Source organism: Myxococcus sp. CA039A (assembly GCF_013336645.1).
GTDB lineage: Bacteria > Myxococcota > Myxococcia > Myxococcales > Myxococcaceae > Myxococcus > Myxococcus llanfairpwllgwyngyllgogerychwyrndrobwllllantysiliogogogochensis.
Genome location: NZ_JABUMQ010000129.1, coordinates 1 through 21,731, shown reverse-complemented (window position 1 = coordinate 21,731; position 21,731 = coordinate 1). Strand labels below are relative to the sequence as shown.

The 21,731-nt window shown below is 68.0% G+C and carries 17 protein-coding genes; 2 read left to right on the top strand and 15 right to left on the bottom strand.

Features of this window, described 5'->3' with window-relative positions; all coding sequences use genetic code 11:
- Positions 1 to 3: 3 nt before the first annotated feature.
- The 14 genes from HR086_RS22095 to HR086_RS22030 form a co-directional block, all read right to left on the bottom strand.
- On the bottom strand, positions 4 to 564 hold the full coding sequence (locus HR086_RS22095; protein ID WP_141648300.1) for an OmpH family outer membrane protein: 561 nt from the start codon (positions 562 to 564) through the stop codon (positions 4 to 6).
- Between the two features lie 103 nt (positions 565 to 667).
- Positions 668 to 2,914 (bottom strand): outer membrane protein assembly factor BamA, encoded by a 2,247-nt coding sequence (gene bamA, locus HR086_RS22090; protein WP_141648310.1) that lies wholly within the window; start codon positions 2,912 to 2,914, stop codon positions 668 to 670.
- 298 nt (positions 2,915 to 3,212) lie between these two features.
- Positions 3,213 to 3,887, bottom strand: coding sequence for an ABC transporter ATP-binding protein (locus HR086_RS22085; protein WP_141647327.1), 675 nt, complete (start codon positions 3,885 to 3,887; stop codon positions 3,213 to 3,215).
- Positions 3,888 to 3,889: 2 nt separating this feature from the next.
- Entirely contained in the window at positions 3,890 to 6,283 is a 2,394-nt protein-coding gene (locus HR086_RS22080) for an ABC transporter permease (RefSeq protein ID WP_174466583.1), read from the bottom strand.
- Between the two features lie 12 nt (positions 6,284 to 6,295).
- The gene (lysS, locus tag HR086_RS22075) at positions 6,296 to 7,828 is read right to left on the bottom strand and encodes a lysine--tRNA ligase (RefSeq protein ID WP_174466582.1); all 1,533 of its coding nucleotides are present in this window, start codon (positions 7,826 to 7,828) and stop codon (positions 6,296 to 6,298) included.
- A gap of 73 nt (positions 7,829 to 7,901) precedes the next feature.
- Positions 7,902 to 8,285: an anti-sigma factor gene (locus HR086_RS22070; protein ID WP_141647330.1), complete on the bottom strand. Its 384-nt coding sequence runs from the start codon at positions 8,283 to 8,285 to the stop codon at positions 7,902 to 7,904.
- Positions 8,282 to 8,908 (bottom strand): RNA polymerase sigma factor, encoded by a 627-nt coding sequence (locus tag HR086_RS22065; RefSeq protein WP_141647331.1) that lies wholly within the window; start codon positions 8,906 to 8,908, stop codon positions 8,282 to 8,284. Before HR086_RS22065 ends, HR086_RS22070 begins: the two co-directional genes overlap by 4 nt.
- Positions 8,909 to 9,033: 125 nt before the next feature.
- A protein-coding gene (prfB, locus tag HR086_RS22060) for a peptide chain release factor 2 (protein ID WP_246137653.1) occupies positions 9,034 to 10,156 on the bottom strand; the annotation gives its coding sequence in 2 pieces (ribosomal slippage) (positions 9,034 to 10,086 and positions 10,088 to 10,156; 1,122 coding nt in all).
- Between the two features lie 69 nt (positions 10,157 to 10,225).
- Positions 10,226 to 11,554 (bottom strand): DUF4105 domain-containing protein, encoded by a 1,329-nt coding sequence (locus tag HR086_RS22055; protein WP_174466581.1) that lies wholly within the window; start codon positions 11,552 to 11,554, stop codon positions 10,226 to 10,228.
- Between the two features lie 100 nt (positions 11,555 to 11,654).
- Positions 11,655 to 12,512: an rRNA maturation RNase YbeY gene (gene ybeY, locus HR086_RS22050; protein ID WP_174466580.1), complete on the bottom strand. Its 858-nt coding sequence runs from the start codon at positions 12,510 to 12,512 to the stop codon at positions 11,655 to 11,657.
- Between the two features lie 22 nt (positions 12,513 to 12,534).
- Entirely contained in the window at positions 12,535 to 15,027 is a 2,493-nt protein-coding gene (locus HR086_RS22045) for an HD family phosphohydrolase (protein WP_174466579.1), read from the bottom strand.
- A 135-nt stretch (positions 15,028 to 15,162) separates the two neighbouring features.
- Positions 15,163 to 16,257 carry a PhoH family protein gene (locus HR086_RS22040; protein WP_174466578.1) on the bottom strand — a complete coding sequence of 365 codons (1,095 nt, stop codon included), beginning with the start codon at positions 16,255 to 16,257 and terminating at the stop codon, positions 15,163 to 15,165.
- Between the two features lie 81 nt (positions 16,258 to 16,338).
- Positions 16,339 to 17,460, bottom strand: a complete 1,122-nt coding sequence (locus HR086_RS22035) for a DUF4388 domain-containing protein (protein WP_174466577.1) — start codon at positions 17,458 to 17,460, stop codon at positions 16,339 to 16,341.
- Positions 17,461 to 17,464: 4 nt separating this feature from the next.
- On the bottom strand, positions 17,465 to 19,645 hold the full coding sequence (locus HR086_RS22030) for a tetratricopeptide repeat protein (RefSeq protein WP_174466576.1): 2,181 nt from the start codon (positions 19,643 to 19,645) through the stop codon (positions 17,465 to 17,467).
- A 144-nt stretch (positions 19,646 to 19,789) separates the two neighbouring features.
- On the opposite strand from HR086_RS22030, the gene mazG reads away from it, so the two are divergent.
- Positions 19,790 to 20,965, top strand: coding sequence for a nucleoside triphosphate pyrophosphohydrolase (mazG, locus tag HR086_RS22025; protein ID WP_373564339.1), 1,176 nt, complete (start codon positions 19,790 to 19,792; stop codon positions 20,963 to 20,965).
- Positions 20,966 to 21,101: 136 nt separating this feature from the next.
- Positions 21,102 to 21,374 (top strand): 30S ribosomal protein S20, encoded by a 273-nt coding sequence (gene rpsT / locus HR086_RS22020; protein ID WP_141647340.1) that lies wholly within the window; start codon positions 21,102 to 21,104, stop codon positions 21,372 to 21,374.
- Positions 21,375 to 21,448: 74 nt separating this feature from the next.
- On the opposite strand, the gene lptE is transcribed toward rpsT, so the two are convergent.
- On the bottom strand, positions 21,449 to 21,731 hold a 283-nt coding region (gene lptE, locus HR086_RS22015), incomplete at its 5' end, for an LPS assembly lipoprotein LptE (RefSeq protein WP_373564338.1).

Here is a 21,731-nt window from a genome sequence, read left to right as displayed (position 1 = left end):
CGATTACTTCGTCGGGGCGTCCTTCGCCGCCGTCGTCTTCGTCGTCTTCGAGCCGTTGTAGGCGCGAATCACTTCGTTGGAGATGTCGTACTGGGCCTTGGCGAAGACGATGCCCGAGTCGCGCTTGTCCAACACCATGCCCAGGTCGTCCCGCTGGGCGATGGACGCCACCACCTGGTCGATCTTGTTGATGATGGGCTCCATCTCCTGGCGCTCCTTGGTGGCGGCCTCGCCGCGGCTCTTCTCCCACTTCTGGGCGAGCACCATCACCTTGCGCTGCAGGTCCGCTTCCTTCTGGGCGCGGACGTCGGGAGTCATCGCGCTGGACTGCTTGTCCAGCGTCTCCTTCTCCGTGCGCAGAGCGGTCTGCTCCTTGTCGATTTCCTTCTGCTTCTCCTCCAGCCACTTCTGGAGGCGGGCCTTGGCGGCCTTGCCGTCATCCACCTCGAGCAGGACGCGCTGGAGGTCCACGTAGGCGACCTTCAGGTCGGCGGCCGAGGCGGCCACCGGCAGGGCAAGCGACAGGACGGCGGCCATGGCCGCGACAGTGGTGCGAAGCGACATGTTCAACAGCTCCTCAGGGAAGGGTACAGGGTCCGACGTCAGACGCCCGGGCTTGTTCAACCCTTCCCGCCAGGGCGGGGCCGGGACGACGGACGATGGCTTATCAGAAGAAGTTGCCGATAGTGAACTCGAACAGAATCCGGTCGTCTTCCGGCCGCCTGGTCAGCGGGATGCCCCACTCGAAGCGCAGGGGACCAATCGGGCTGAACCAGCGGAAGCCAAAGCCCGCGGAGTGGAAGAGGCCGAGCGGCAGCTTGTCCTGTCGGTCCTGGAAGAACCGTTCGTTCGAGGCGAAAGCATTGCCCGCGTCGTAGAAGAGCACGCCGCGCAGGCCGGCCTTCTCGAAGATGGGGAACTCGAGTTCGAAGTTGAAGACGAGCTGCTTGTTGCCGCCGACGAGGAAGTCCGTGACGGTGGCGTCCGGGTTGCTGGAGCGGGGCACCTTCACCGAGGGGCTGATGCTGCGCAGGTAGTAGCCGCGGACGCTGTTGATGCCACCCACGTAGTACAGCTCGGAGATGGGCAGCGGACTGTTCGAATCCAGCTGCTGGATGTAGCCGATGGTGGCGTTCGTCTTGAACACGAAGCCCAGCGGCATCGGGAAGTACAGGCGCGAGTAGGCCGTGTACCGGTTGAAGAGGAACGTGCCGCCCATGAAGTCCGGCGCCAGCTCCACCGAGCCGTAGTGGATGAAGCCGCGCGAGGGGAACAGGCGGTTGTCTCGGCGGTCGAACGACAGCGAGAGCCGGGCCGCGCTGGTGGTGCCGGAGAGGAACTGGTTGGCCAGGAGCACGGCGCCCAGGTTCGAGCCCGCCTCCACGTTCACCCACTCACGGGTGTAGCCGACCGTGCCGAGCAGGTCGTCGATGAACTGGTAGCCGATGGAGATGGTGCCACCGGTGGAGTTGCGGATGAAGCCGTCGTAGTCGGCCTGGACTCGGAAGAACTCCGCGGACAGCAGGTAGTTGGTGTCCAGGAAGTACGGGTCATAGAACGACAGCTGCACCAGGGAGCGCAGGCCGGAGATCTGCGCGGACGCGGAGACGCTCTGGCCCCAGCCCAGGAAGTTGTTCTGGGAGATCTGCGCCGTGAAGATGAAGTTCTCCACGTTGGAGAAGCCGAGGCCGACCTGGAAGGTACCGGTGGCCTTCTCCTTCACCTCCACATGCAGGACGATGGTGTCGTCCGTGCTGCCCGCGCTCTGGGTGATTTCCACCGTCTCGAAGAAGCCCAGCGCGGTGACGCGCTCCTTGCTGCGGCGCACACCGGTGCCGCTGTAGAGCTCGCCTTCGTACACGCGCAGCTCGCGGCGGATGACCTTGTCGCGCGTCTTGCTGTTGCCGACGACGTCGATGCGCTCGATGGTGACCTGGGGGCCCTTCTGCACGTCGAAGGTCAGGTCCACCGTGCGGTTGTCCGCGTTGACGCTGGTGACGGGGTTGATGTTCGCGTACGCGTAGCCCCGGTCGAAGTAGACGTCCGACAGGCCGACGATGTCCTGCGACAGCTGCGAGCGGTTGAAGCGCTGGCCCGGCGTCGACTTCATCAGCTCGGCCATCTTCTCCTTCGACACGTCGGAGAGCAGGTCGCCAGAGAAGTCGATCTTCCCGATGTCGTAGGGCTCACCCTCGACGATGCGCAGGGTGATGTAGATGTAGCGCTTGTCCGCGGACAGCTGGACGGTGGGCTTGTCGATCTTGACGTTGATGAAACCGCGGTCGTAGTAGGCGATCTGGATGACGGCCAGGTCGCGCTGGAAGGCCTCTTCGCGGTAGGTGCCCTCGCCCGTGAAGAAGGACAAGAAGCCTCCCTCGCGGGTGATCATCGTCTCCTTGAGCACCGACGCGGGGACCTTCTCCGCGCCAATCAAGGTGATCTGCTTCACCATCACCTTGGCGTGCTCGTTGATGATGATGATGACGTCCACGCTGTTGTTAGCGCCGCCCTCGTTGGGCTTGATCTGGTACGTCACCTCCGCGAGGAAGAAGCCCTTCTCCACGTACTTGGCCTGGATCTTCTTCACCGTGCTGCGCACGGTCTCCAGCTCCAGGATGGTGTTGGGCTTGACCTCGATTTCCTCCTTCAGGTCGTCCCGGCTGAGCTCCTCGTTGCCCTTGAGCGTCACCAGGCGGACGATGGGCCGCTCCTCGACGCGGACGACGTAGGCGACGCCGCGCGGAAGCCGCTGCACGAGCAGCTCCACGTTCTGGAAGTACCCCAGGGCCCACACGGCCCGGAGGTCCTCGGCGCTGCGGGCGGACGCCAGGGACTGGCCGACCTTGGTGCGCAACGCGCGGCGGATGGCCTCGGCCTCCACGCGCTTGTTTCCTTCGACGCGAACCTCCACCACCCGGTTGAGGTCATCCTCGGACGCGGGGGCGGCGTCAGCGGGGGCGGCGTCGACAGGGGCGTCCTGAGGACGTTCAGAGGCGGGGGCAGGGGTGCTCGGAACCGGGGCCGCGGAAGGCGCACCCCCGTTCACCTGCGCCTGGACGGAGCCAGGCACGAGCGACCACAGGACGACCGCTAGCAGCGGGAGCAGTGACTTGCGGGACAGAACGGGGTGCCTCAAGGGGAGACCGGCCAGAGAAAGGCGGGGCAATGTACGGGAAGGGGCGCGACGCCCTCAATCCAAAAGCGCGGAGCCATCAAGCCTCCGACACCTGCCCGCCAGCCAGCCGCAGGCGGCGGGGCATGGAACGGGCGAGCGTCTCATTGTGGGTGACGACCACGGCGGTGATGCCCAACTCCCGATTGACGTCTCTCAGGAGCTGGTGGATGCCCTCGCCCGTCGCCGGGTCCAGGTTTCCGGTTGGCTCGTCGGCGAGCAGGACCGCGGGTTTGAGAACCAGGGCGCGGGCCAGGGCCACCCGCTGGGCTTCACCACCGGACAGTTCCCCTGGCCTGTGGTCCACCCGCTGACCCAATCCCACCCGCTCCAGGAGCTCCCGGGCGTAACCGTAGGCCCCGGAGCGCTCCCGGCGCTGGATGAGGGCCGGCATGGCCACGTTCTCCAGGGCGGTGAACTCCGGCAGCAGGTAGTGGCTCTGGAAGACGAAGCCCATGGTGCGGTTGCGGAACTCGGCGATCTCCGCGTCGTTCATGTCGAACACGGAGCGGCCATCGAAGAAGACCTCGCCGGCGGCGGGGGCGTCCAGGGTGCCCAGCACGTGAAGGAAGGTGCTCTTCCCCGCGCCGGAGGCTCCCACCAGCGAGACGAGCTCCCCCTTGCCGATATCGAGCGACACCGCACGCAGCACGTCAATGCGCTTGCCGTGCAGGAAGTAGCTCTTGAAGACGTTGCGGATGGACAACAGCGTCATGGCTACTCCGCCTTGAGCCCTTCCACCGGTTCCACGCTGCTCGCCTTGAGGGCCGGGTAGATGGACGCCAGGTAGGTGACGAGCACCGCGATGACGACAGCCAGCGCGGTCTGCAAAGGTTCGATGCGCACCGGCAGCGCGGGAATGTAATAGACCTCCGGGTCCAGCTTGATGCCGACCTTCTCGATGAAGAGGCACCAGGCAAGGCCGGAGAACAGGCCCAGCAGGCCTCCGGCGACGCCAATCTGGAGCCCTTCGGCGAGGAAGATCTTCACGATGCCGCCATCGGGGACACCGAGCGCCTTGAGGACGGAGATCTCCTTGCGCTTCTCCAGCACCAGCATAATGACCGTGGCGACGATGAGGCCCGCGGCGACGATGATGATGATGGAGAGGATGATGCCCATCACCAGCTTCTCCAGGCGCAGCGCGGAGAAGAGGTTCTTGTTCATCTCGCCCCAGTCGCGGGCGCGGTAGGGATACCCACCGAGCAGCTTCACCACCTGGCCGGAGATGCGCCGGGCATCGTCGATGTCGAGCACCTTCAGCTCGATGCCGGACGCGCCCTGGATGTTGAAGAAGTCCTGCGCTTCCTTGAGCAGGATGTAGACGAACTTGGAGTCGTACTCGTACATCCCCGAGTAGAAGACGGCCGCCACGCGGAAGGCCCGGTTCTTGGGGATGGGCCCCGTGGGACCCAGCTCCGTGCCCAGGGGCGACACCACGTTCACCCGGTCGCCCACCACCACGCGCAGGGACGCGGCCAGCTCGCGGCCGATGACGATGCCGGGCAGCACGGGCGGCTTCGTCGGCTTGCCGGAACGGCGGATGATGTCGTCTCCGCCCTCCTCCCCTGCCCCGCTCCCCTCGGGCGTCTCCGACTCTTCCTCGTCCAGTCCGCGCGAGAGGATCTTCTCCGGCGTGTAGAGGATGTCGAGCGAGCCGTTGCCAAGGATGTTGCGGGGCAGGTCCGTGACCTCGCCCACGGTGGCCGGGTCGATGCCCTTGATGATGACGCCGTCGACGTTGCCCTCGGAGGCGATCATCACCTGGTTGATGATGAACGGCGTCTGCCCAGCGATGCCGGGCACCTTGCGGATGGACTCCATCACCTTGGAGTACTCAGGAAGGTCGCCCGCATACCGCGTCACCACCGCGTGCGCGTTGGTGCCCAGAATCTTCTTCTGGAGGTCCGCCTCGAAGCCGCTCATCACCGACAGGACGATGATGAGGGCCATGACGCCCACGCCCACGCCGCCCACCGACAGCGCGGTCATCATCATGGTGGGCGACTGCTCGCGCAGCTTCAGCGAGTGCAGTGCCTCCGACGCGGCCAACGGGTCCGACAGGCCCAGCGCGCGGATGCGGGTGCGCTCCACCGCGGCCTCGGCGGCGCGGATGATGAAGTACACGAGCAAGGGCGGGATGATGCCGAACATCAGCACCGCCAGCGTCCCCAACAGCAGCGACGGGCGGAAGACGGCCACGTGGCGGCGGGCGACGAACAGCTCGAAGCCCAGCTTCAGGTCCACGCGCCCGCTGCCGGCGGCGACGAAGCCCGTGTTGATGCCCAGCACCAACGCCAGCACCAGGCCGGTGAAGGTCAGCCAGTACGCCAGCTCGGGGCGGCCGAGCAGGCTCGCCACGTACGTCACCTCGCGCAGCCGGTAGCCCAGCTGGAGCTGGAGCCACGGAATCCGCTCCATCAAGGTGAGCAGGAGGGGGACGGGCAGCCCCAGGTAGAGGACGCCAATGGTGGCTTCCGGCAGCGACAGCCGCTGCGCGCGAGACGCGCCCACGAAGCCGGAGATGAAGGCCACCGCGGCGGCAATCACCAGGGAAATGGCGAACGCGCCGGTGGGAGGCAGCGACAGCCCTCCGCCCGAGTCTTTCGCAGCGCTCAGGTCCGAGGAAGGAACTCCACTGGACAGCACCGTCTGGAGGAGGACGAGGACGAGCTCCGCGAGCAGGATGCCGCCGCCGTAGGCCCCCAGCGTGCTCCAGTAGAAGTCCCGGTAGCGCGCCAGACGCGGGTACAGCGGAGCCCCGGCCGCGAGGCTCGGGCCCTCCGTCGTCGCCGGCGCGCGCTGGGTCCCCAGCGCGACCAGTCCCCAGCCCAGCAACCAGATGAGCGTGCCGGAGACGAGCGACCAGGACCCGGCGGGCGGCAGCGAGTCCTTCACCGCGGCGTGCACCGGCAGGAGGGAGGCCCCGTTGATGGCCTGGAGCACCCCGCCCCAGCCGAAGAGGGACAACCCCAGCGCGGAGCTCACCTCCGCCCAGGCGCCGGACGCGGAGATGGACCACCCGAGCAGGATGAATCCGACCAGGGCCACGAGGGCCCCGGCCCAGAGGAGAATCCAGCGGTGGACGGTCTGCCGTTCTGCCGAGTGCACTTGGCCTCCTGGCTACTTCGCCAGTGGCTTGAGGAGGGGGAACAGGATGACGTCGCGGATGCTCTGAGAGTCCGTGAACAGCATCGCGAGACGATCAATCCCGATGCCTTCGCCCGCCGTGGGAGGCATGCCGTGCTCGAGTGCCCGGATGTAGTCCTCGTCGTAGTCCATCGTCTCCTGCTGTCCGCGCTGCTTGGCGTCGAGCTGGGCCTGGAAGCGGCCCTTCTGGTCCAGCGGGTCGTTCAGCTCGGAGAAGGCGTTCGCGATTTCCCGTCCCGCCACATACAGCTCGAACCGGTCCGCGATTTCCGGATTCTGGTCGTTCCTGCGGGCCAGCGGGGAGACGGCGGTGGGGAAATGGGTGATGAAGGTGGGATGAATCAGGGTGTGCTCGACGTGGGCCTCGAAGAGGGCGCCCACCAGCTCCCCGTGGTTCATCGTATCAATCGCGCGCCGCTCGGACTCGCCATGCGCCGTCTTGAGCAGCTCGTGGCGCAGCTTGTCGGCGTCCGCCATGTCCTTGTCGGAGAGCGTCCCGCCGCCCACGGCCTCGCGGATGGCCTCCACCATGGAGATGCGCTTCCAGCCCTTGCCGAAGTCCAGCACATGCTCGCCGTACTTCACCTTGGTGTCGCCGGTGACGGCCTTGGCCGCCTCGGAGATCATCTCCTCGCTCAGGTCCATCAGGTCCTCGTACGTGGCGTACGCCTGATAGAACTCGAGCATGGTGAACTCGGGGTTGTGCCGGGTGCTGACGCCCTCGTTGCGGAAGTTCCGGTTCACCTCGTAGACGCGCTCCAGGCCGCCCACCACCAGTCGCTTCAGGTACAGCTCTGGAGCGATGCGCATGTACAGGTCGATGTCGAGCGCGTTGTGGTGCGTGGAGAACGGCCGCGCCGCGGCACCCGACACCAGCGGGTGCATCATGGGCGTCTCCACCTCGATGAAGTCACGGCCGTCGAGGAAGGAGCGGATGAAGCGGACGAGCTTGTTGCGCCGGAGGAAGGTCTGCTTCACGTCCGGGTTGGACACGAGGTCCAGGTAGCGCTGTCGGTAGCGGATCTCCACGTCCGTCAGGCCGTGCCACTTCTCCGGCAGGGGCCGCAGGGACTTGGTGAGCGGCGCGAACTTCGTCGCCGCCAGCGTCAGCTCGCCCGTCTTCGAGCGGAACAGCGTGCCGGTGACGCCCAGGAAGTCGCCCAAATCACACAGCTTGAAGACCTCGTAGCCTTCCGCGAGCGCGTCCTTCTTCATGTGGACCTGGATTTCGCCGGAGCGATCTCTCAGCTTGATGAAGGCGGCCTTGCCAAACGAGCGCATCGCCACGAGCCGACCCGCGACGTCGTAGGAGACGGGGGTCTGCTCCAGTGCTTCGGGGGTGTCATCAGCGTGTTTCGCGAGGATGTCGGCCGCGAGGTGCTGGGGGCGGTGGCCATTGCCGTAAGGGTTGAAGCCGGCCTCACGCCATTTCGCGGCCTTCTCCAGCCGCTGGTCGTAGATTTCCTGCTCCTTCGAGCCCAGTTCGTTGTTCTGGTCGTCAGCCATCGCGCGCCCTTCCAAGAGGCGCGGCACCGTAGCCAAGGCTCCCTCAGGACGCAACGCAACACATCGGGAAGCTTCAGGGGGCGGCCATCAACAGGAAGGCAGCGACCGCCGCGGCCAGCAGCAGGGGAATGAGAATCTCCACTGGAAAGCGGTGCTGCATGTGCGCCATGTGCAGGCCCTTCAGCCCGAAACGACGCTGGCGGCGCACTCGAGTCATCACCAGCGACGCCAGCGCGGGCGGGGCCTTCTCGCGCTCCACGCCCTGGAGACGTCGTACGGTGCGCGAATATCCCTCCCACCCCTGGCGGCACTCGTCGCAGCCGTCCAGGTGCGTACGCACCGCCTGCGCCTGGGGGGCGGGCAGCTCGTCGTCGGCGAGCGCGAAGAAGAGGGCCTTGGCCTCGCGGTGGTTCAGGTGCGGGTCCACGTCCGGGAGTCTGCGATGGAATCCACTCATGGCTCAAGCCGCCCCAGGAGGTTCGCCAGCTTTTCGCGCGCCCGGTGGAGCCGGCTCTTCACCGTGCCCTCGGGCAGCTCGGTAATGTCGACGATTTCGTCGTAGCTCAGCCCTTCGATGTCGCGCAGGGCCACCAGCATGCGTGCGTCGGGCTCGAGCTGGGAGATGGCCCACTGCACCCGGGCCCGCTCGCGCGCGGACTCCAGCGCGGCATCCGGTGCGGGCGGAGCTCCGGGCCCGTCCACCCACAGGGTGCTCGTCTCGTCGTACTCCTCCGAGCGGCCCCTGCCTCGACGCTTCAGGTACTTCAGCCGGTTGATGCAGTGGTTCTTGGTGATGCGGAACAGCCAGGTGGACAGCTTCGCGTCCTCGCGGAAGCGGCGGACGTTCTGGTGCACGCTGACGAAGATTTCCTGCACCAGGTCGTGGGCTTCCTCGCGGTCCCCCACCATGCGGACACAGAAGTCGTAGAGCCGGTCCTGATGCGTGCGCACCAGCTGCTCGAAGGCCTCGGGTTCGCCCTGGCGCAGCCGGGCCAGCAGGACCGCGTCCTCGCGTCGTGACGCGGTCGCATCCGCGGCCGGCCCGTCCTGTCCGATTTCGAGCACGCCGCCCGGCGACACCGGTGTCCTCCCGCGACAGCCCCTCCGAGGAGGAAGGGCCACTGCCCCTTCAAGCCTATCCCGTTCCCCTGCCCCACCGCGCCTCCGACAACAAGGCGCGGAAAAAGGTTCCCAGGTGTCGGGGGCTAATCCATCGCCGCGTTGCGGTTGGGGTTCTTCACCCCCAACAACTGCGCGGTAATGAACTCCTCCAGGTCGCCGTCCAGCACCGCGTCCACGTTGCCCGTCTCCACACCGGTGCGCAGGTCCTTCACCATGCGGTAGGGGGCCAGCACATAGGAGCGGATCTGCGAGCCGAAGGAGATGTCCTTCTTCGCGGCCTCGGCGGCGTCGCGCGCGGCCTCGCGCTTCTTCATCTCCAGCTCGTACAGGCGGCCTCGCAGAATCTTGAAGGCCATTTCCTTGTTGGCCGACTGCGAGCGCTCCGTCTGGGTGGTGACGATGATGCCCGTGGGAAGGTGGCGCAGCTGAGCGGTGGAGGACGTCTTGTTCACCTTCTGTCCACCCGCGCCGCTGCCTCGGATGAACTTCAGCTCGATGTCCTTCTCGGGGAGGTCGATCTGGATGGCGTCATCCACCTCCGGGTAGACGTCCACCGACGCGAAGGCCGTCTGCCGCCGCGCGTTGGCGTCGAACGGGGAGATGCGCACCAGCCGGTGCACGCCCACCTCGGCCTTGAGGTAGCCGTAGGCGAAGTCGCCCTCGATGCGCAGCGAGACGTTCTTGAAGCCCGCCTCCTCGCCTGGCACCTCGTCGCTGATCTCCACCTTCCAGCCCTTCGTCTCGCAGTAGCGCGTGTACATGCGCAACAGCATGGCCGCCCAGTCCATCGAGTCGGTGCCACCGGCGCCGGCGTTGATGTCCATGAAGCAGCTGCTGCGGTCCTGCTCACCGGACAGCATGCGCGCCAGCTCCAGCTTCGCGACGTCGCCGTCCAGCCCCGCGAGCGAGCCCTCCGCCTCCCGGGCCGTGTCCTCGTCGCTCATCTCCGCCGCCAGCTCCAGCAGCGTCTGCGCGTCATCCAGCCCGCGCATCACCCTGTCGTAGGAGGCCACGCCCGCCTCCAGCGCGGACTTCTCCTTCAACATCGACTGCGCCTTGGTGTTGTCGTCCCAGAAGGTGGGCAGCGTGCTCTCACGCTCAATCAACGCGATGCGGGACCGCTTGCGGTCCAGGTCAAAGATGCCCCCGGAGCGCCAACACGCGCTCCCGAAGGCCGTTGATCTTCTCCATCGAATCGTTCGCCATGTCTTGTTCTCCGCGGGCGCGCGGTGCCGTCAGCGGCCACCGCGTGGAAGTAGGTTGAAAACGAAAGCGTCAGGGCGTCTTGAGCGGAGCGACGGTGTCGCCACGGTCCGCTGACGCGCGGTGGGTCCCGGTGAAGCGCGCGAGGACCCGGTCCAGGCTGAAGGCCCCTGCCATGCCCACGGAGATGGGCAGGATGAGCGCGATGAGCCGCCCGTTGTCCTGGTCGAACGGCGGGAAGAGCTTGAGCAGGATTCCCAGCACCGCCGTCACCGTGAGCACGCCCCAGACCGTGAAGAGCCGGGCTCGCGCCTTCGGGTTGCCCCGCATCAGTGACACACCAAAGGGCACCGCCAGCAGCGTCAGCGGGTTGGCCAGGAACAGGTTCTCGTTCCGGTAGACCACCGTGTGGTCTGTCACCAGCCACATGACGAAGAGCGCCGTGCCCGGAATGCCCAGCATCAGTCCCAGCAGCGCGTTCTCCAGACCGAGCAGCACCCGCGCCAGCCGGCTCCCCCGCTTGCGCTCCCAGGCAGCCAGTCCCAGCGCCCCGCCGCCCAACATCAGGCCCAGCGCGAGAAGCCAGGGGCCCCAGGCGGGCGGCTCGGCGGGGGGACGCGCGCGGTCGGGCGACGCGTAGTAGTTCCAGCTCCTGGCCACCAACGGCCGGGACTGACCATCCGCGCCCTTCAGCTGGAGCGCCGCCACCTGCGTCTCCAACTCGTCCGGGAGGAAGGCCTCCTCCCAGCGGGTGATGGGATGGTCGATCTCATCGTTCATCATGAAGTCGAGCAGCACGCTCATCGGAGCGTTCACCGACGTGTAGCGCCGCGTGTGCTCGCGCAGCGTCATCCGCCCCGGGGCCCGGTCCGCCTCGCGGAGCTGTCCACCCGTGGCCCCGTCAATCATGTCCCGCAGACGCGTGACACAGTTGTCGTTGTAGTGGTGATACAGATACTCGCGATTCTCCGGCAGGACGTTGTCGGCCAGTCTCTTCGCGACCTGCTGTCGCTGCTCCGGAGTGAGGTTCAGCTCCTGGATGCGGACGTCGCGGTCCTCGGCTCGGTAGAAACCATAGGTCCTGTCGACGCGCGCCTGCCCGACCCAGAACTCCAGCCGTCCCATCGCGAAGCGAGCGAGCATCGCGTCGTCGAAGGAGAACATCCCGTAGTTGTAGAGGCGCGCCACGCCAAGCCGGCGGTCCTCCACCACCAGCGAGCCATGTCCCCACCACGAGGGCACGTCGTCGCCCGGGCTGAAGGTGGCCAGCGAGATGACGAGGTCCTCGCCCTGGCTCTCCCCCGTTCCCCAGGGAGGCACCAGGTCCGAAGCAGCCGCGCGCGCGGGAGCCGCGAGCAACAGGCCGAGCAGGCAGAGAGCGATGAGCGACAAGCGAGGCATGGCTTTGTCCAACACGCGGGAGGCGGCCTACCTATCATGCACGCCGTCCGACTCAATCGACAGGATGCCGGATTGTCCGCCAGGGGGCCGTGCGAGGCCCCTACATCAGGCTGCGGGCCCGGCGGGCCTTCGCGTCCACCTGGAGCGAGTCCGCCACCATGCCGCGCTCCCCCAGAAGCTCTTCCTCCAGCGCCGCCATCCGCTTCGCATCACGCGGGCGCTCGTGGTCGTGTCCCAGGAGGTGCAGGAGCCCGTGCGCCAGGTAGCGCGCCATCTCCGACTCCAGCGTGCGGCCATACTCCTTCGCCTGTCGCTTCGCCGTGTCCAGGGAGATGACCACGTCGCCCAGCGGGCGCGGGCCCGGCGTCCCCCGGGGCTGCTCGCCCGCGGGGAAGCTCAGCACGTCCGTCGCCTTGTCCTTGTCCCGCCAGGTGCGGTTGAGCCGACGGATGGCGCGGTCATCCACCAGCGACAGCGACAGCTCGCAGTGGGCCAGCGACAGGCGCTTCAGGTAGTCCCGGGCCCACGTCGTCAGGAGCCGGCCGAACTCCTTGCCCTGCCCGTGCGCGACCTGCACCGTCACCACGTTCTCCTTCTCCCGGGGCGCCGGCGCTTCCATGTGCGCGCGCTCCGGACGGAAGGCCGGCGCGCAGACGGACCAGTAGTCACACGCGCCCTTGCCGTCGTTGCGATACACCACGCGCTTGCCGCGCGGCACCATACCCACCTCGCCCTCGGGGATGCGCTCGCGGCGACCCTCCACCACCAGCGTCAGCTCCCCCTTGAGGACGATGACCACCTCGTCGAACTCGGGTCGCTGAGCCGGCTCGGCCCAGCCCGGAGGCGCCAGCATCCGCGCCACGGACGCCGCATCCGTCCCCGTCGTCGCCGCGCCCACGAACTCCTCGATGCGCTTGCCGTCATCCCTCGGGATGACCTTGCCCTTGCGAAGTCTCACGCCGTCACTCCCCGCATCCCACTCACAACGCCCCCGCCGAGCGAGGCTTGTCCTTCGCCTCCACGGCCTTCCCACCCGCCACCACCAGCGGCGGCGCCTTGCCGCCTCCCACCGCACCGGCCGGATAGACGGGACGCGTGTGGTAGATGCCCTCCAGCGTGTGCAGGAAGGACTGGGAGATGAGGTTCAGGTCCTTCAGCGTCAGGTCGCACTCGTCCAGCTGCCCCTCGGAGAAGATGAGGTTGATGATCTTCTGCACCTGCGCATGCAGCTTCGTGCTGGTCGGGTCCGTCATGGACCGCGTCGACGCTTCCACCGCGTCGGCGATCATCACCAGCGCCGCCTCGCGGAACTGCGGCTTCGGTCCCGGATAGCGGTAGATGCTCTCGTCGATGGGCGGCGCGCCTTCCTTGCCCTCCTGCTCCTTCAGGGCCTTGTGGTAGAAATACCCCACCGTGCGAGTGCCGTGGTGCTGCGGAATCGCATCCGCCACCAGCTTGGGAAGCCGGTACTGCCGCGCCATCTCCAGCCCCTCCGTCACGTGGCGCTTGATGATGACGGCGCTCATCGCGGGCGCGAGCGCGTCATGCCGGTTCTCGCCCTTCTGGTTCTCCCCGAAGTACAGCGGGTTCCGACCCTTGCCGATGTCGTGGTAGTACGCGCACGAGCGCGCCAGCAGCGGATTGGCGCTGATGGTCTCCGCGGCATTCTCCACCAGCGTGCCGATGATGATGGAGTGGTGGTACGTGCCGGGCGCCTGGACGATGAGTTCCTTGAGCGCCGGGTGGTTGAGGTTCGCCAGCTCCAACAGCTTGATGTCGGACGCGTACCCGAACGTCATCTCGATGAGCGGCGTGAGCGCCATCACCATGACGGGCACCGCGAGTGACGAGCCGATGAACGAGCTCACCGCGGTGATGGCCGTGTCCGCCGACAGCCCCTTGCCCTCCACCAGGAACAGGAAGAGCACCGCCACCGTGTTGGCCGCGCCCGTGACGAGTCCCGCCCGGAAGATGCCCACGCGGTCCTTCGCCTTGACGATGCGGTCGGCCGCCACCAGCGAGCCCACCAGCGTGTAGATGCCGAACGCCAGCGAGTTGCCCAGCATCACGCCCGCAAGACAGGCGAAGACCATGGCGAAGAAGAGCGCCAGCTCCTGCGTGAGGATGAAGCGCACCAGCATGGCGCCGGCCGCCACCGGGAACACATAGTAGAGCGCCTCGATGGGCAGCGCCGTGTACCGGTCCTGGATGGCGTCCGCGATGGACACCCACAGCTGCAACAGGGCCAGCGTCCCCACGAGCAGGATTCCCAGCAGCAACCCGTCCTTGCGGGTGGGCCGGAAGCGTCGGAACGCGCTGATGCAGAAGAAGTACGAGGCGACCACCAGCAGCGCCACCAGCCCCGTGCCCCCCAGTTGCACCTGCACCAGGTCCAACCGGTCCGTCTCCGCGCGCATCCCGCGCAGTACGACGAGGTGCCCCTCGTTCACCAGCTCGCCATCACCGATGACACGCTGGCCCTTCTTGATGGAGATGACCGCGTCCTTCACCGCCTGCGCGGCCTGGTGACGTCGCGCGTCCGTCTCCGCGATGTTGATGGTGAGGTTGGGCCGCACCAGCCGCTTGGCCAGCCGCAGCACGGCGCGGCGCTGCACACCCGGCGCGTCCGGCAGGAGGTTGCCAGGGATGGAGGCGAAGCGGTCCAGCTCCTGGTGCGCCTCGCGAATGTCCACCACCTGCGGCGCGCCGTTGGGCAGCGTGTCCTCGCCCTTGTTCACCACGTCCCGGACGGTGAGCCCCTGCGGCGCCTCACGCGCCAGCTCCTCCCGGGAACCCGCGACGTGCACCGGCCCCTGCTCCGAACGGTAGGCGCGCTCCAGGAGCACCAGCGTGGCGGCCTCCACCTCTTCCGAAAACCCCTTCCCATAGAGCGCCTGGAAATCCTCCGCCTCCAGCCCCGCGTCACGCTGGCCGAAGAGCAACTCCTGGAGCTCCGCCTGCATCGACTCGCGGCCTCGGCGCTCGCGCTCCACCTGCTCCGGGGTCGGCGCGGGGTGGCGGCGCGGCTTCTTGCCTTCCTCCGGCTCGACGTCCGGCTGGGCGTCCGTCAGCTCCGTGAGCCGCTCCCGCATTGTCGCGAAGGAGGCTCGGACCACGGTGCGCAGATGTCCCACCACCGCGGGGTTCAGGTCATAGACGGGTTTGACGGCGGCCCGGGCGTCCTGGCGCCGCTGGGTCGTCATGGCCCGGTGGACGACTTCGTAGTCGCGCGCGGCCTTGAAGCCCGCGGGAGAGCTGGCCCGGAAGGGCTTGCCGAGATTCTCCTCCGCGAGCGCGGGTATCTGCTGGCTGTAGAGGCCCGGGGAGATGACGAAGCCCGCCCCCACCGAGACAGTCAGGAGGAGGAACACCTGGACCGCACGCCGCCCCCAGACGCCTTTTCCCAACCCAAGGCGTGCTGCGAGCGCGTCCAACGGACTGGGCGCGGGGGACTGCGGTTCCGGTTCGTCCATGGAGGTCCTCACCCTAGATAGGGGCCGTGGCTCCATCAAGGCCGCAGCGCCCCGGAAAATTCACGGGGGCGGAAATACGAATGCCCGCCCGCCAGGGTACGGGCGGGTGGGCATAGGTAGGCCAGAGCCCGAAGTTCAGCCGACAGCGGCCTCGGGAGTCACGGGAGCCAGGGACGAGGCCCCCTTGTCCAGAGCCGAAGCGGAGTGGGCGGCCGCGCGAGCGTGCTGGGCCTCCTTCTGCGCCAGCTCCGCCTTGTCGTAGGCGCGGATGACCTCCTGGACCAGCGGGTGGCGGACGACGTCCACGTCGGAGAACTCCGCGAAGTGGATGCCTTCGATGTTCTTGAGCACCGTCCGTGCGTGATTCAGGCCGGACATCTTCCCGGTGGGAAGGTCCACCTGCGTCACGTCGCCGGTGATGACGGCCTTGCTGTTGTAACCCAGGCGCGTCAGGAACATCTTCATCTGCTCCACGGTGGTGTTCTGCGCCTCGTCGAGGATGACGAAGGCATCGTTGAGGGTGCGGCCGCGCATGAAGGCCAGCGGCGCCACTTCCACGACACCCTCTTCCACCAGGGTCGCCGCGCGCTCTGCGGCCATCATGTCGTGCAGCGCGTCGTAGAGCGGACGCAGGTAGGGATTCACCTTCTCCTGCATGTCGCCAGGCAGGAAGCCCAGCTTCTCACCCGCCTCGACGGCGGGACGCGCGAGGATGATGCGCTTGACCTTGCGCTCCTGGAGGAAGGCCACGGCCATCGCCATGGCCAGGTATGTCTTGCCCGTACCCGCGGGGCCCACCCCGAAGACGATGTCGTGGGCACGGATGGCGTCCACGTAGCGCTTCTGGGCGATGCTCTTCGGAGCAATCTGCCGGTTGCCGGAGCTCTTGAGCACCGGGCCGAGCATGACCTCCTGGAGCGACTCCGCCCCCCGGCCGAGCACCTTGATGCCCTGCTCCACGTCCTCGCGGTACAGGGGGCGGCCCGCGCGAATCATCCCCTCCAGGTTCTCCAGGAGGCGCACGGAGAAGGCCACGGCGTCAGCGGGGCCGGACAGATGGAACTCCGTGCCCCGTTGTCCCACCCGGACCCCGAGGCGCCGCTCCATCAGCTTGAGGTTTTCGTTCTGGTTGCCGCACAGCGCCATGGCCGTCTCATTGTCCCGAACGTCCACCTTGGCGGAGGTGGTCGAGACGGCTGCGGTCGCTTCCAACGTGGCGGGATTTCGCAATGCGTGTCGTTCCTCGGTCGGTACCGCTGTCTTCAACGTAACGCCGCCCCCCAGGCTCCGAAAGACGACTTTGGGTGAAGGCTAGCGCAAGGGTGGCAGGAGGACGAACCGCCGAGCGGCCAGCCGCCGGTAGTAGTACTCCTCCCGCCAGGGGTATCTGAGTTCCTCCGAACTCAACAAACCAGCTTGCACCAAAGCATCCAATCGCTCTGGCAGCTCACCGCGTTCCAGACGGAACACTTCCAGCGCGGCCTCGATCCGGACGCGTTGGGCATCGGAAACATGACGCTGCGCCGCGGCGTCGGCGAACGCGATGGCCGCGCGCGTGCGCTCCGGATCCGCCAGCGCCACCCTCGACACCACCACCGCCAGCACCGCCAGCACGCCCATGGTGGCGATGACGCGACCCACCGCGCCCCCCAGGCGGGAGAGCAGGCGCTCGTCCCCTGGCGCGGGAGCCCGAGCCCCCTCGGGGTGGATGACGCGCACGTACTCGCCTCGCACGAGGTTGTGCAGGGCCTTGCAGGTCTCGAACTCGCCCAGGCAGCAGACGTCCACCAGCTTTCGCAGGTCGCGGCCCAGCGCGATTTCGTCATACACGCGCCGCTCGGTGATGGCGATGACGCCCAGCTCCCCGCCCTCTTCGCCCTCGCGCGGCGGGGGCAACGCCTTGAGGCGCTCGAAGGAGAGGTCGTCGCGGTGGATGGACTTCCGAATGACGGGCCACTCGTCCACCATCCGGAAGCCCTCCATGAGCACCGTCTCGGCGCGCAGGGGGCGGATGGCCTCGGCGTCAGGCTCCACCGGCTCCTGAATGAACTCGTAGGTGCCGGCCTTCCAGGTGAAGAGGCGGTAGAGCGTCTCCGTGGCCTGCAACTGCATCATCGACTGGAAGCGGTCCGCGGTGAGGGCCTGACTTGAGACGAGCACGTCGCCCAGCCGCTTGAGGGTGCGCCGCTGCGTCTCCAGCGCGGCCTCCAGCTGCGTCTCGGTGATGAGTTCGGCGCGCACCAACATCGCGCCGATGAGGTCCTTGCGCTTCCGGGTGACGCTTTCGACCTTGATGATGTGGCCGTCGCGAAAGCCGATGCGGACTTCCTGGTCCTTGTTGTCCAGTTGGAGCGAGCCCGTCTTCTGCTGCTGCCCGATGAGCTGCAGGATGTCGCCGATGCCGAAGTCCTTGAGCGTTCCCTTCAGGGCCATGGTCTCACTCCCCTTGCCGCAGCCGGTGCAGGCCGCGCAGCGACAGCAGGTGGACGCTCACCAGCAGCAACACCGCCGGCACCAGCTTGAGATACAGCGGCGCGTCCCCATGGGGCGCGCGCACCAGTCCGTGGTGCAGCAGCGTCGCGGCCAGCGCGAAGAGGAAGAGGAAGGCATACAGCGCGCCGCGCACCGCGCCTCCAGAGAACACATGCCCGGCGCCCGACAGCACCGCGCCCACCGCATACGTCACCCGGCCCGCCCACGCCTGATGACGCTGCACCTGATCCGCCTTGCGCTGCCGCAGTTGCTGCGGCACCAACCCCCGGCGGGAGAAGACGTTCACACACTGACCACACTGAGCGCTGCCGATGCCCAGCTCCGGGTCACACCGCACGCACACCGGGCGGCCACAGCGCTCGCACACCTTCGCGGCCCTCAGCCTCTGCGCCAGGAGGCCCCAGAAGACCAGCAGCACCGCCGCCACGGCCGGCAGCGCCCAGGCCACCGGCCCTGGCTCCACGCCCGGCAGCAGCCAGCGCTCCAGCTGCGCCTCCACCCGCCGCCCCGCTTCTGTTCCATCCGCGAGCGACAACCACTCCGACTCCGGCAGCGCCGGCGCCAGCATCAGCAGGTTCAACAGCAGGCGGTCCTCCGGGGGTGGCTCTCGCCGGAGCAGCGCGCCGTCCAGCGCCTGCGCGGAGGCCGTGGCGGTGGTCACCCGCTCCATCGCCTTGCCCACCTGCTCGTCCGGCAGCGTCTTGGCCTGTCGGCGGTAGACCTGCGCGATGTTGTAGTGCGGGGCCGCCATCTGCGGATCCGCCTGGGACGCCTGCACGTAGAGCTGCGCCGCCCCATCCACGTCCCCCAGCCCCACCAGCGCGTTGCCAAAACGGGTCAACAGCCGGGCATCGCCGTTGCGCACCGCCGAGGCCGCCTTGAAGTGCAACCGGGCATCCTCCAGCAGTCCTCGACGTGACTCGTACTGCCCCAGCGCCGCCAGCTCCGGGAAGGTGGCCGCGCGCGCTTCGTGACGGGCCTTCACCCGAGCCATGGCGCCCTCGGCGGACAGGCCGCCGCGCTCCAGCAGATACACGTCCTCGGCGGGCGTGCCCGCGAAGGCCGTCACCCGGGTGAGCTGTCCCGCGGCCAGCGGCGTCAGCCCCAGTCCCGCCATCAGCACCGCCGCCACCACCCGCTCCTGCCGGGTGAGGTAGGGCACCACCACCGCCAGCAACACGAGCAACCGGGGCACCAGGCCCATTCCCAGTGTCAGAGGCAGGCCCAGGAGCAACACCCCCAGCAGCGCGGACTGCCACCGGGCCACCGCGCGCGGCAGCAGGTGGTGGAAGTCGTGCAACGCGTAGCGCACCCGCCGAAGGAACAGCAGCCCCACCAGCGCCACCGCCGTGGCCGACCACGCCAGCAGCATCAGCGAGCCGAGGTCCGCGAGCGCCGGTCCGCGATAGCGAGGGTCCAACGCCATCGACACGAAGGCCGCTCGCAGCTCCCCCAGGTAGCGGCCCGGCTCCGCCGGGGACGACAGCGCGTAGAGCTCCGCCAGCCCGAAGCGCGTGAGCGGCAACCGGGGCGACAGCTCCACCGCCAGCTCCGCCAGCCGAAGCGCCCCCCCCATGTCACCCGCCCGCCTGCGCACCTCCGACTCGCGCAGGAAGCCGATGCTGATGGGCTCCAGGTCCGCCGCGAGCAACTCGCGCTTCAGCGTCACCAGCTCCTGCTGCGCCTTCTCCGCCGTGGCGGAGTCATTCGTCGCACGCGCCTGCCGCCACCGGTCCCACACCGCCAGCACCTCGTCGTCCGACACGCGAGGCGTCAGGATGGGACTGAGCACCGGCCTGGGCGCGATGACGACGGGAGGCTGCTCGACCGGAGCAGGCGTCACGGTGGCCTTCGAGGGAACCGGGACGGCCGGGGCCTTCCCCTTCGCGCCCCTCGGGGACTTCCGGGGGACGTCGTCCGGGTCGGACTCGGACTCACCGTCGTCGACGGCACCCTCGTCGGCCGGCTCGGTCGTGTCGTAGGACTCGTCCTGGAGGTCGGGCTCGAGCGGACCGGGGTCCACCTCCTGGAGCCGCGTGGGCGCCTCGAGTTGAGCGGATGCCAACGCCGGAGTCAGGAGCAGCAGGCCCCAGAGGATCAGGGAGGAAAGCGGGAGGCGGATCATCCAGGGCTCGGATGATAGGCGAGCCCGGCCGAACCACGAAACGGAACGCCAGCGCTCCCGCCTTTCCGGATGAGGCCCACGGCCCGCGTGTTAGAGGGACGCACGTCGCGGGACTGTCCCCGCCAGGAGGCGACCGTGAGCGAAGTGAGCACCCCCGGGACGGAGCTGGAACGTCTGGTGGCCATCATGAAGAGGCTGCGCGCCAAGGACGGCTGCCCCTGGGACAGGGAGCAGGACCTGGGCTCGCTCCGGCCCTACCTCGTCGAGGAAGCGTTCGAGGTCCTGGACGAGATGGACCGCGTCGCCTCGGGCGGGCCCTGGTCCCCCCTGTGCGAGGAGCTGGGCGACCTGCTCTTCCAGATTGTCTTCCACGCCCAGCTCGCCGCCGAACTGGGCGAGTTCACCATGGCCGACGTCAGCAAGGCCATCAGCGACAAGCTCACCCGCCGACACCCCCACGTCTTCGGCGACCTGCGCGGCGTGGACGGCTCCGAGCAGGTCCTGGCCAACTGGGCCAAGCTCAAGGCCGATGAGCGCAAGAGCAAGACGGGCAACGCGGGCTCCGTCCTGGACGGGGTGCCCACCGCCGCGCCCGCCCTCCTGCGCGCCGAGCGACTGACCGAGAAGGCCAGCCGTATCGGCTTCGACTGGCCCGACCTGGCCGGCGTGCGTGGCAAGCTGGCCGAGGAACTGGTGGAGCTGGACGAGGCCATCGCCTCCGGAGAGCGCGACGCCATCGCGCACGAGCTGGGGGATGTCCTCTTCTCCCTGGCCAACCTCGCGCGCTTCGTGAAGACACCCGCCGAGGATGCCCTGCGCATGGCCATCCTCCGCTTCACCTCCCGCTTCCAGCACATCGAGTCCGCCCTGAACTCCGAGGGTGTCCCCTTCGGCGGCGCCACCCTGGAGCACATGGAGCGCCACTGGCAGGCCGCCAAGGCGAAGGAGAAGTCCCTCCCTCCTCCCATGTCGCTGCCCCGCGCTCCGGTCTCCACGCTGCGCCTGGGCGTGGCGGACCTGGATGCCCAGCGCGCCTTCTGGGACTCGCTGGCCCCCACGCTGGGCTGGATCACCAGCCGCCCCGGGCCGGACGAGGCTCGCTACGAGGACGGCTCGCTGCGACTCATCTTCCAGCGCGCCTCCACCTCCGCCGTGGGCACCCGCTTCACCCTGGAGGCCCCCTCCGCCCGCGCCGTGGAGCGACTGCGGCAGGAGGTGGAGCAGGCCCTCCCGGGCGGAGTCCTGATCCTCTCAGCCGGAAATCTGACCTTCCGGGATCCAGCCGGGCTGGTGTGGGAATACACCCCCTTCTCCGGATGATTCCCCCCGCGCACCCGCTGATCCGCGTCCAGAGTCCGGAAAACCCGGCTGGACGCGCACGCCCGCCTTGACGCCTGCGAGGCGTCGCAGTAAGGACGGCCCCTCTTTTTAGCCTGCCTTTCGCTGGAGATTTCTCTTGGCCAACACCAAGTCCGCAGAGAAGCGTCACCGTCAGTCCCAGAAGCGCCGCGCCCGCAACGTCACCGTCCGTTCGGACGTGAAGACCGCGGTGAAGTCCGCCCGGGAGGCCATTGGCACCAAGGATGGCGCCAAGAAGACGGATGCGCTCAAGGCGGCTTCCAAGGCGCTGAGCAAGGCCGCCACCAAGGGCGTCCTGCACAAGCGCACCGCGTCCCGTCGTATCTCCCGCCTCGCCAAGGCCGCCACCAAGAGCGCGCGTCAGGCCTGATGCACCAAGGGGACTCCTCGGAGTCCCCTGCGCAGTTTCGGAAGCAGGCTCCCCGGGAGGAGGCACCCGCCTCCTCACCAGGTGCTGGCCAGCCGATCAAACCCGTCGCGCATGAGCACTTCCGCCAGCCGGTCCATGGCCGCCTGACGGTTGGACTCCGCCTCGAGAATGTCTCCACTCCCCGGCCGATAGTCCTCGGTCCCCGAGATGACCGTCTCCTGAGGCTGCTGACCATCGCGCACCAGCCGCAGCCGCACCGTGGCGGAGACGCGGAAGAACCCCTCGAGGATGGTCGGCGAGCTCCACAGCACGAGCACCGTCCCCTCGACGCGCGCGTCGCACGCCCCCCCGCTCCCC